9 protein-coding genes are annotated in these 9,894 nt (G+C 65.1%); 8 read left to right on the top strand and 1 reads right to left on the bottom strand.

All coding sequences use genetic code 11. From position 1 onward, the window contains the following. Positions 1-17 precede the first annotated feature (17 nt). Genes DFO50_RS15895 through DFO50_RS15920 form a run of 6 tightly spaced genes read left to right on the top strand, consistent with a single transcriptional unit; the run spans position 18 to position 6,310 of the window. Positions 18-2,141, top strand: coding sequence for a 4Fe-4S binding protein (locus DFO50_RS15895; protein ID WP_107889041.1), 2,124 nt, complete (start codon positions 18-20; stop codon positions 2,139-2,141). Further along, complete coding sequence (locus DFO50_RS15900) at positions 2,138-3,427, top strand: nitrous oxide reductase family maturation protein NosD (protein ID WP_233495288.1); 1,290 nt, start codon at positions 2,138-2,140, stop codon at positions 3,425-3,427. The genes DFO50_RS15895 and DFO50_RS15900 overlap by 4 nt, the downstream gene beginning before the upstream one ends. Continuing rightward, positions 3,411-4,346 (top strand): ABC transporter ATP-binding protein, encoded by a 936-nt coding sequence (locus tag DFO50_RS15905; protein ID WP_028500330.1) that lies wholly within the window; start codon positions 3,411-3,413, stop codon positions 4,344-4,346. The genes DFO50_RS15900 and DFO50_RS15905 overlap by 17 nt, the downstream gene beginning before the upstream one ends. Next, positions 4,346-5,170 carry an ABC transporter permease subunit gene (locus DFO50_RS15910; RefSeq protein WP_028500331.1) on the top strand — a complete coding sequence of 275 codons (825 nt, stop codon included), beginning with the start codon at positions 4,346-4,348 and terminating at the stop codon, positions 5,168-5,170. Before DFO50_RS15905 ends, DFO50_RS15910 begins: the two co-directional genes overlap by 1 nt. Further along, entirely contained in the window at positions 5,167-5,679 is a 513-nt protein-coding gene (locus DFO50_RS15915; protein ID WP_036386833.1) for a nitrous oxide reductase accessory protein NosL, read from the top strand. The genes DFO50_RS15910 and DFO50_RS15915 overlap by 4 nt, the downstream gene beginning before the upstream one ends. A 4-nt stretch (positions 5,680-5,683) precedes the next feature. After that, positions 5,684-6,310, top strand: a complete 627-nt coding sequence (locus DFO50_RS15920) for a hypothetical protein (RefSeq protein ID WP_107889656.1) — start codon at positions 5,684-5,686, stop codon at positions 6,308-6,310. 85 nt (positions 6,311-6,395) lie between these two features. Here DFO50_RS15920 and DFO50_RS15925 read toward each other — a convergent pair whose 3' ends face one another. Further along, positions 6,396-6,821 (bottom strand): cytochrome c5 family protein, encoded by a 426-nt coding sequence (locus tag DFO50_RS15925; protein WP_107889655.1) that lies wholly within the window; start codon positions 6,819-6,821, stop codon positions 6,396-6,398. Positions 6,822-7,012: 191 nt separating this feature from the next. Between DFO50_RS15925 and nosZ the strand changes: the two genes are divergently transcribed. Further along, on the top strand, positions 7,013-8,944 hold the full coding sequence (gene nosZ / locus DFO50_RS15930) for a TAT-dependent nitrous-oxide reductase (protein ID WP_028500333.1): 1,932 nt from the start codon (positions 7,013-7,015) through the stop codon (positions 8,942-8,944). Between the two features lie 197 nt (positions 8,945-9,141). Continuing rightward, positions 9,142-9,579, top strand: a complete 438-nt coding sequence (locus tag DFO50_RS15935) for a copper chaperone PCu(A)C (protein WP_112692856.1) — start codon at positions 9,142-9,144, stop codon at positions 9,577-9,579. Positions 9,580-9,894 lie beyond the last annotated feature (315 nt).

The following is a 9,894-nucleotide window of genomic DNA, read 5'->3' on the forward strand; positions in this document are numbered from 1 at the left end:
CGCTGCGAGGGACCTGCATGATTGCCCGTCTGCTGGGATTGGCGGCACTGGTCCTGATGGCCTGTGCCCAGGCGTCATCTTACGAAGCACCGCTGCCACACGAGCTGAGCACCGACGCCGACATGTGCCGCTGGCTGGACTGTCGCTCGGTGATGCCGGAAGCCGATGCATTCTCGCCGCGCAAGGGCCAGCCGCGCTACGTCGAAGCCTGGCGCACGGTCAACGGCGAACGGAAGACCATCGGTTATGTCTATCTGTCGACCGATGTTGCCGACATCCCTGCCTACTCCGGCAAGCCGGTGGTCACCCTGGTCGGCATGGACCGTGCCGGCACCATTCGCGGCGTGCGCATTCTCAAGCACAGCGAACCGATCCTGCTGGTCGGCATTCCGGAACAAAAACTGGTCGACTTCGTCCGCCAGTATCTCGGCCACCCGGCCGGCACCCGCTTCGAGCTCGGCAAGGCCGACGGCGACTATGTGCCGATGGACGCCATTTCCGGCGCGACCGTCACCCTGATCGCCCAGAACCAGCTGATTTCCCGCACCAGCTATGAAATCGCCAAGCAGGTCGGCATCATCAAGCCGCAGCCGAAGCCGCAGGCAGTATTCACTACCGACACCACCACCCGCAGCTGGGAACAGCTGGTCGACGAAGGCAGTGTCGGCCACCTGAAGGTATCGCCGGGCGATGTCGGCGAGGCCGACAGCGGCCAGCCGTACCTCGACCTGTACTTCGGCTATCTGAATACCCCGGCCATCGGCAAGAGCCTGCTCGGCACCCCGGCCTGGGAGGCACTGATGGCAACGCTGAAGCCGGGCGAGCACGCACTGTTCGTGGTATCGAACGGCTCCGGCTCGTTCAAGGGGTCCGGCTTTGTGCGCGGCGGCATCTACGACCGCATCCAGGTCAAGCAGGACCGCGACTCGTACACCTTCCGCGACAGCGACTACATGAACCTGTACAGCCTGAAGGCTGCCGGCGCGCCGTCGTTCCGCGAGTCCGGCATCTTCATCCTGCGCGATCACAGCTTCTCGGCCGCCTGGCCGTGGGCGTTCAATTTTCTCGGCAACCGCCGCGACGCCAACAACGAAAAGACCTTCGTCAATTTCGAGTCCGAATACTGGCTGCCGGCCCACTATCTGCAGGGCGGCCGCCCGGCAGTGGAACGCCCCGACGCGCCATGGCTGAAGGCCTGGAAGGGCAAGCCGGTCGAGATCGCCGTGTTTGCCGCGCTGCTGCTGTTCACACTCGGCTTCTATGCGCTGCGCGACCGCTGGGAGCGCCGCAGCCGCCGCAGCGACAAGCGCTGGATCTCGTGGCCGAAAACCACTATGTGGGTAATCAGCATCGGCTTTATCGGCTTCTGGCAGATGGCGCAGCCGTCGGTCACCCAGTTGCTGACGCTGATCCACGCACCGTTCGATGGCTGGCGCTGGGGGCTGTTCCTGTCCGACCCGCTGATTTTCCTGTTCTGGATCTTTATCGCCATCTCGCTGCTGCTGTGGGGCCGCGGGCTGTTCTGCGGCTGGCTGTGTCCGTTCGGCTCGCTGTCGGAACTGCTGTACAAGGTCGGCGGCCGCCTCGGTCTGGCGCGCTGGCAGTTCAAGCTGCCCAAACCGCTGCATGACAAGCTGAAGTGGCTGAAGTACGCGGTGTTCATCGGCCTGGTGGCCGCCTCGTTCCACTCGATGGTGCTGGCCGAGCAACTGGCCGAGATCGAACCGTTCAAGACCACGTTCCTGGTCGGCATCTGGAACCGCAGCTGGCCGTTCGTGCTGTTCGTGACCACGATCTTCGGGCTGTCGCTGTTTACCGAACGTCCGTACTGCAAGTACCTGTGCCCGCTGGGTGCCGGGCTGGGCCTGCCGTCTCGACTGCGGCTGAACGGGCTGAAGCGCAAGGCCGAGTGCGGCCCGTGCAAGGCCTGTGCGGTCGGCTGCGGCTCGCAGGCCATTGCCGCCGACGGCCGTATCGACCCGATGGAATGCCTGCTCTGCCTCGACTGCATGGTGATGTATTACGATGATCACGCCTGCCCGCCGCTGGCCAGGGAACGCAAGCGCCGCGAACGGGACGGCCTGCCGGCGACACCGATCGGCAAGGACGGCTATTTCATCCCGATCAAGGAAGTCCATTGACCCGCCCTCCCCCCGGCCTGCGTGCCGCCCGTCTGGCCTGCCTCGCCGTCCTCGTCGCGCCCCTTGCCGCGCAGGCGGCGGTCTGGCAGGTCGGTCCCGACGGCACGCTGGCCGATGCCATTGCCCGCGCCGCGCCCGGCGACACGCTGCGCATCGCCCCCGGCCACTATCCGGCCAATCTGGTTATCGACAAGCCGCTGACGCTGGTCGGCGCCGACCCGGCCCACCGGCCCACGCTGGATGGCGGCAATCGCGGCAATGTCATTACCGTCAAGTCGGTGGATGTCACGCTGGACAGCCTGATCATCCGCGACAGCGGCGATGATCTCGGCGCGCAGAATGCCGGCGTCTATCTCGGGCCCGGCGCCCATCGCGCCGTGGTCCGCCGCTGCGACTTTGCCTATACCCTGTTCGGGCTGTGGATCGAGAAAGCCAACGGGGTGCGGATCGAGAACAACCTGATCACCGGCAAGCGCGACTACATGAGCCCGCAGCGCGGCAATGCCATCCAGCTGTACAACACCCAGGGCGCGCAGATCATCGGCAACCGGATCAGCTTCGCCCGCGACGGCATCTATGTCGACGTGTCGCACTATGCCGTGTTCCGCGGCAACCGCATCCACCATGTGCGCTACGGCACCCACTACATGAACTCGTACCACAACGTGTGGGAAAACAACGATGTATACCGCAACCGGGGCGGACTGGCGCTGATGGAGGTGCGCGACCAGATCGTCCGCAACAACCGCGCCTGGGCCAATTCCGATCACGGCATCATGCTGCGCACCATCCAGGACTCGGTCATCGAGAACAATGTGGTCGCCGACAATGTGCGCGGTTTCTTCATCTACGACGCCGAGTACAACACGCTGCGCAACAATCTGGTCATCGGCAACCGCGTCGGCGTTCATCTGTGGGCCGGTTCGTACCGCAACACGGTCGAGGGCAACGACTTTATCCGCAACCGCGAGCAGGTACGCTATGTGGCCAGTCGCGATCAGGAATGGGGCAAGCAGACCGGCAACTACTGGAGCAACTACCTGGGCTGGGACCACGACGAGGACGGCCGCGGCGACATTCCGTACGAGGCCAACGACGTGGTCGACCGGCTGACCTGGCGCTATCCGGTCGCCAAACTGCTGATGCACAGCCCGGCCGTGCAGACCCTGCGCATGATCGCGCGCCAGTTCCCGGTGCTGCGGGTGCCGTCGGTGGTCGAGGCGCACCCTGCCATGCAGCCCCACCATGCCAACTGGAGAGAATGGATTCATGCCGAACGCCATTGAGGTTCGCGACGTCAGCCGTCGCTTCGGCGATTTTGTCGCTGTCGACCGGGTCGGCTTTGCCGTCGATGCCGGCGAGATTTTCGGGCTGATCGGTCATAACGGCGCCGGCAAGAGCACGCTGTTCAAGATGATGCTCGGCCTGCTGCCGGTCAGCAGTGGCGAAATCGCACTGTGCGGCGAGGCAGTGACCGGCCCGCATTTCCGCGCGGTGCGCCGCCAGATCGGCTATCTGCCGGAAAACGTGGTGCTGTACGACAACCTGACCGGACTGGAGACGCTGGCCTTTTTCGCCCGGCTCAAGGGCGTCAGCGATGCGCCGTACGCCGAACTGCTGGATACGGTCGGCCTGCCGGCCGTCGGCAAGCGCCGGGTCCGCGACTACTCGAAGGGTATGCGCCAGCGGCTCGGTTTCGCCCAGGCGCTGCTCGGTGCGCCGAAGCTGCTGCTGCTGGACGAGCCGACGACCGGCCTCGACCCGGAAGGCATCCACGAGTTTTATGCCATTCTGGAACGGGTGCGCGCCGGTGGCGCGACGGTGATCCTGACTTCGCACATCCTGGCCGAGATCGAACAGCGGGTCGACCGGCTGGCACTGATGAGCGCCGGCCGGCTGGCCGCGCTCGGCACCGTGGCCGAACTGTCGGCCGCCATTGCCCTGCCGGTCACGGTCGAGCTGACGCTGGCCGTCGCCGAGCGGCCGGCCGCACTGGCCGCGCTGACCGAGGCCGGCTTCGAGCCCGCCAGCCAGCCGCACGGCCTGTCGCTGGCCATCGACCGCGCCGACAAGCCGCGCCTGCTGGCGGTACTGGCCCGGCTCGGCGAGGCACTGGCCGACGTGCGCTTTATCGAACCGACACTGGAAGCGGTCTTTCTGGGCCATCGTCGCGATGTCCATGCCGCTGCCCGGGAGACCCGCTGATGGACTTCGCTCTTGCTCCGCTGCTGACCATCGCCGGCAAGGAATGCCGCGACCGCATTCGCAATCGCTGGGTACTGGTGGTCGCCATCCTGTTTGCCCTGTTCGCGCTGGTCATCGCCTGGTTCGGTCCGGCGCAACAGGGCACGGTCGGCTTTCGCGGCATCGAGCCGACCATCGCCAGCCTGACCAGCCTGGTCATCTACCTGCTGCCGCTGATCGCGCTGATTCTCGGCTTCGATGTGGTGGTCGGTGAGCGCGAACGCGGCTCGCTCGATCTGCTGCTGTCGATGCCGATCACCCGCACCGAACTGATCCTCGGCAAATACCTCGGCCTGGCCACCGCGCTGACGGCCGCCACCGTGGCCGGCTTCGGCGTGGCCGGCATTGCGCTGGCGCCGTTCTTCGACCTGTATGCGCTGTGGCACTACGCCGGCTTTGTCGCCAGTTCGCTGCTGCTCGGCCTGTCGTTCCTGAGTCTGGCGGTACTGGTGTCGGTCTGCTCGCGTGACCGCGCCAGCGCCAGCGGCGTGGCCATCGCGCTGTGGTTCCTGTTCGTACTGGTATTCGATCTGGTCCTGCTCGGGGTCATGGTGCTGGCCAGCGGCGAAGGCGGCACCGGCGCGTTCGTCATCGCGCTGTTCCTGAATCCGACCGATGTGTTCCGCATTCTCAACGTGTTTTCCTCATCCGAACTGAAGGCGTTCTACGGCCTGGCGACGGTGCTGCCGGACACGCTGACCCACCCGGCCCTGCTCGGCGGTGTCATGCTGGCCTGGATTGCCGTTCCGCTGGCACTGGCTGTCTGGAGATTCAAACGACCATGAAAAAATTCCTTCTTCCGCTGCTGCTGACCGGACTGCTGGCCGCCTGCGGCCAGGCGTCCACCAGCGACAAGCCGGCCGATGCCGAGTTGAACCCGCCGCAGGGCGCCGCCTGCGCACTCGACGGCATGGTGCTGGCCGACTACCCGGGCCCGAAAGGCCAGATCCGCTTCAGTGACGGCCAGATCGACTATTTCTGCGACACCATCGAGCTGATGTCGCTGCTGATCGAGCCGGAACAGGTCAAGCCGATCAAGGGCGCCTTCGTGCAGGACATGGCACATGCCAACTGGCAGAAGCCGGTCGGCTACTGGGTCGACGCGCGCAAGGCATTCTATGTGGCAGGCAGCAAGCGCACCGGCAGCATGGGACCGACCTTCGGCACCTTTGCGCTGCGCGCCGACGCCGAACGCTTCGCCGGCCAGTATGGCGGCAAGGTTTACGCCTTCAACGAAGTCACGCCGGAGATGATCAAGCTCGACGGCGGCGTACTCAAAGACCAGGGGATGTGACGCCATGTCCAACCCGGATTTCTTTCGCGACCTGCAGCCGGAAGTGGCGGCAGAGGTCGAAGCGCTGGCGCGGCTGCAGTATGAGCTGCGCGAAGCCGGCAAGGCGGCACTGGCCGCGGCTGACGCGGCATCGGCCGATGCGCTGATTCACGATATCGCGGCAGGCCGGCGGGCGGAGGACGAGGACACCGTCGCCATCCGTGCCTCGGTGCTGCAGGCCGAAAGCGAGCGGGTACGGGCCGTGCTGGCCGCCCGCCTGCGCGGCACGATGCTGGAAGACGACAGCCCGCATGCCTGCCTGGTCGAACTGGTCGAACAGCGGCATGCCGACCGCTATCCGGGCGGCGCACTGCGCCGGCTGGATGCCGTCGAGCTGCTCGATGTGGATGGCGTCGGGATGTGGCTGCGCATGGCGTCACCGGCATGCTGGGAAGCCGCCTGGCTGGCGCCTGACAATCGCGACTGGCGGCTGTCGCGGCTGTCCGCCACCTCGCCGGTGCTGTACCGGGCCCCGGACCGCCTGCCACGCCCGATCGACCTGCCACTGACCGATGTGCCGGTGCTGCTGGGCTGGCTGCTCGACACGCTGGCCACGGGGCCGGATGCCTTCGACAGCCTGCACGACAGCTGAGCGGGCATGAAAAACGGGGCCTCACGGCCCCGTCTGCTTGTCCGGAAACCCCGCCCATGTCGCAAAGGGGCAGGATTCAATCGTGTCAGGCGCTCTTGCCGGCCATGAAGTCGACAGCGGCCTTGACGTCATCGTCGGACAGCGACGGGTTGCCGCCCTTGGCCGGCATCGCGCCCTTGTTGCCGTTGAAGCCTTCCAGCGCGTGCTTGTACAGCGTGTCCTTGCCCTGTGCCAGACGCGGACCCCAGTCGGCCTTGTCGCCCAGTTTCGGCGCGCCGGCCGCGCCGGTCTGGTGGCACATGGCGCAGGTTTTCTTGAACACCGCTTCGCCGGCAGCGACTTCGGTGCTGGCGGCCGGTGCGGCGGCCGGGGCTTCGGCGACCGGAGCGGGAGCCGGAGCGGCCGGAGCGGCCGGGGCCTCGGCTGCGGCAGGGGCTTTTTCCTGCTGGCCACCACAGGCGCTCAGCGCGGCGAGCAGGGACAACAGGGCGAGGGAACGAATCGGAGACATCGGCAATCCTGACAAAAGAATAAAAAACGGCATCCCGCACGCAATATGCAGCGATCTCACGCAGATTAAGTATTTATTCAGGATTTTCACTTGATGGCGGTCAATGATCCGGAATGACAGGCAGGTACAAAATGGCTGCGACATTTTGACGCAGTTGTCGCCCTTCTCCACTTGCCCACAGGACCCCCATCATGTCCGACCAAGAACTCCTGCCCCATGACCCGAGTCGCCGTTCCTTCCTGGGAAAATCCGCACTGGCCGGCCTCGCCGGCGCAGGACTGAGCGTAGGCCTCGCCGCCTGCAAGAAGCCGGAAGGCGACAATGCGGCCAAGCCGGCCGCCGCCGGTGCCGCATCGGCCGCCTCGCATGGCAAGTACGACGTCCCGCCCGGCCAGCTCGATGACTACTACATCATCAGCTCCGGCGGTCACTCCGGCGAGTGCCGCATCTACGGTCTGCCGTCGGGACGGGAATTCAAGCGCATTCCGGTATTCAACATCGACTGCATGAGCGGCTGGGGCATCACCAACGAGTCCAAGGCCATTCTCGGCACCCGTCCCGACGGTCAGCTGAAGTTCAAGACCGGCGACACCCACCATATCCACGGGTCGTACAAGGATGGCACCTACGACGGCAAGTTCTTCTGGGTCAACGACAAGCTGAACGCCCGCGTGGCCCGTGTCCGCGGCGATACCTTCGAGTGCGACAAGATCACCGACGTGCCGAACGTGCAGGGCCATCACGGCATTTTCCCGGACAAGCGCGACCCGGTCGATCCGGCCATCAACTACACCACCCGCGTGTTCGCCGGTGCCGAATTCCATATCCCGCTGCCGAACAACGGTGCGGATGTGGATGCGCCGGAAAAGTACGGCTGCCTGTTCTCCTGCCTCGATGCCGAGACCATGGAAGTGCGCTGGCAGGTTCACGTCGACGGCAACATGGACCTGGTCGCGACCAGCTATGACGGCAAGCTGGCCGCATCAAACCAGTACAACACCGAAAACGGCATCCACTATGAAGACATGATGTCGGCCGAGCGCGATGCCTGCGTGTTCTTCAACATTGCCCGCATCGAAGAAGCGGTCAAGGCCGGCAAGTTCACCACCATCGGAACCTCCAAGGTGCCGGTGGTCGATGGCCGCGCCGCCAAGAACGCCGACCCGAAAACCGCGCTGACCTGCTACGTGCCGGTGCCGAAGAACCCGCACGGCGTCAACGCCAGCCCGGACGGCAAGTACTTCGCCTGCTCGGGCAAGCTGTCGCCGACCGCGTCGCTGATCGAACTGGCGCTGGTGCACAAGTGGTTCGACGGTGAACTCAAGACCCAGCGCGACTGCGTGGTCGCCGAGCCGGAAATCGGCCTCGGCCCGCTGCACACCGCCTTTGACGGCCGTGGCAACGCGTACACCACGCTGTTCCTCGACAGCCAGATCGTCAAATGGAACATCGACGCGGCCATCAAGCAGTTCAAGGGCGACAAGACCGCCCAGCCGGTGGTCGACCGCATCGACGTTCATTACCAGCCGGGTCACGGCTGGACCACGATGGGCGAAACCAAGGAAGCCGACGGCAAGTTCTTCAACTCCGGCAACAAGTTCTCCAAGGACCGTTTCCTGCCGGTGGGGCCGCTGCATGCAGAAACCGAGCAGCTGATCGACATCAGCGGCGACAAGATGGTGCTGGTGGCCGACCATCCGGCCTACTCGGAGCCGCATGACGCCATCGGCATCCGCCGTGACGTGATCAAGACCCGCCAGGTCTACAACATGGATGACTTCCCGAATGCGGTGAAGGACCCGAAGAGCCAGCGCATCGAACGCAACGGCAACAAGGTCACCATCTACCTGGCCAGCCAGGCACCGGCGTACTCAATGCGCGAATTCAAGGTCAAGCAGGGCGACGAAGTCACCATCTTCCTGACCAACCACGACAAGGTCGAGGATCTGACCCACGGTTTCGGCATTCCGATGTACGACATCAACTTCGTCGTCAATCCGCAGGAAACCAAGTCGGTCACCTTCAAGGCCGACAAGCCCGGCGTGTTCTGGTGCTATTGCACCCACTTCTGCCACGCGCTGCACCTGGAGATGCGCAGCCGCATGATCGTCGAACGGCGTTGAGGAGCTCCGTTCACGGCGGGCGCGTCAAGGCGCGCCCGTTTTCCGGCCACAGCACGGCCGCGGGGTGTCCGGTCAGAGGCTCCGCGTACCGGCTTCGATGGTGCCAGTGGCACGGCGAAGCATGGCCGGTTTGACAGGAGGCCCTGAGCAGGGGCCTCCTTTTTTCATCTGCTCATTTCATTCAGAAGGTATCCCGCATGCAGCGCCTCCTGTCCTGCCTGGCCATCGCCCTGACGTTATTGTGCATGCCGGCGCTGGCCGATTCCGCCACGGTCACCGCCCGTGACGGCTGGGCATGGCGCACCCGCGCCGGTCAGTACGGCAGCGCCGGTTTCATCACCCTGAACACGACGGCCACTGCGCAACTGGTCGCCGCCAGCAGCCCGCGCGTCGGCCGGATCGAAATCCATGAAAGCTTTGTCGACGCACAGGGTCGCTTCGGCATGCGCCGGCTGGGAGCCGTCGCCCTGCAGCCGGCCCGCCCGCTGCAGATGCGCCATGACGGCATCCACCTGATGCTGATCGGCCTGCGTACACCGCTGGCGGTCGGCGACCGCTTGCCGCTGTCGCTGACAATCAACAGCGGCGGCCGGACCGAAACCGTGTCGACCACGCTGGAAGTCCGGGCGCCGTAAAGCGCGGGCGCCGTGTGCGGACACCAGCAAACACGGCTCAAAAACAGGATTATTCCTAAATACATTCCAGAATTATGGTGCTGGCATGAGCAGGTCAAGTACGTAGCCTACGTCGTTTCTCCAACCGGCTACGGCATGACTGCGCATGACTTTACCGACCCATTTTCCGCCGCTGTTTCTCGCCCTGCTGACGCCGGGCACGGTCTTGTCCGCACAGGCTGACGGCATCGTCGCCGACCCGGGGGCCGCGAGCACGCAGCAGCCGGTGGTGCAGCGCACCGCCAGCGGCCTGCCGCAGGTCGACATCCAGACCCC

The organism is Microvirgula sp. AG722, from assembly GCF_003269145.1.
In the GTDB taxonomy this organism is placed as follows: Bacteria; Pseudomonadota; Gammaproteobacteria; order Burkholderiales; family Aquaspirillaceae; genus Microvirgula; species Microvirgula aerodenitrificans.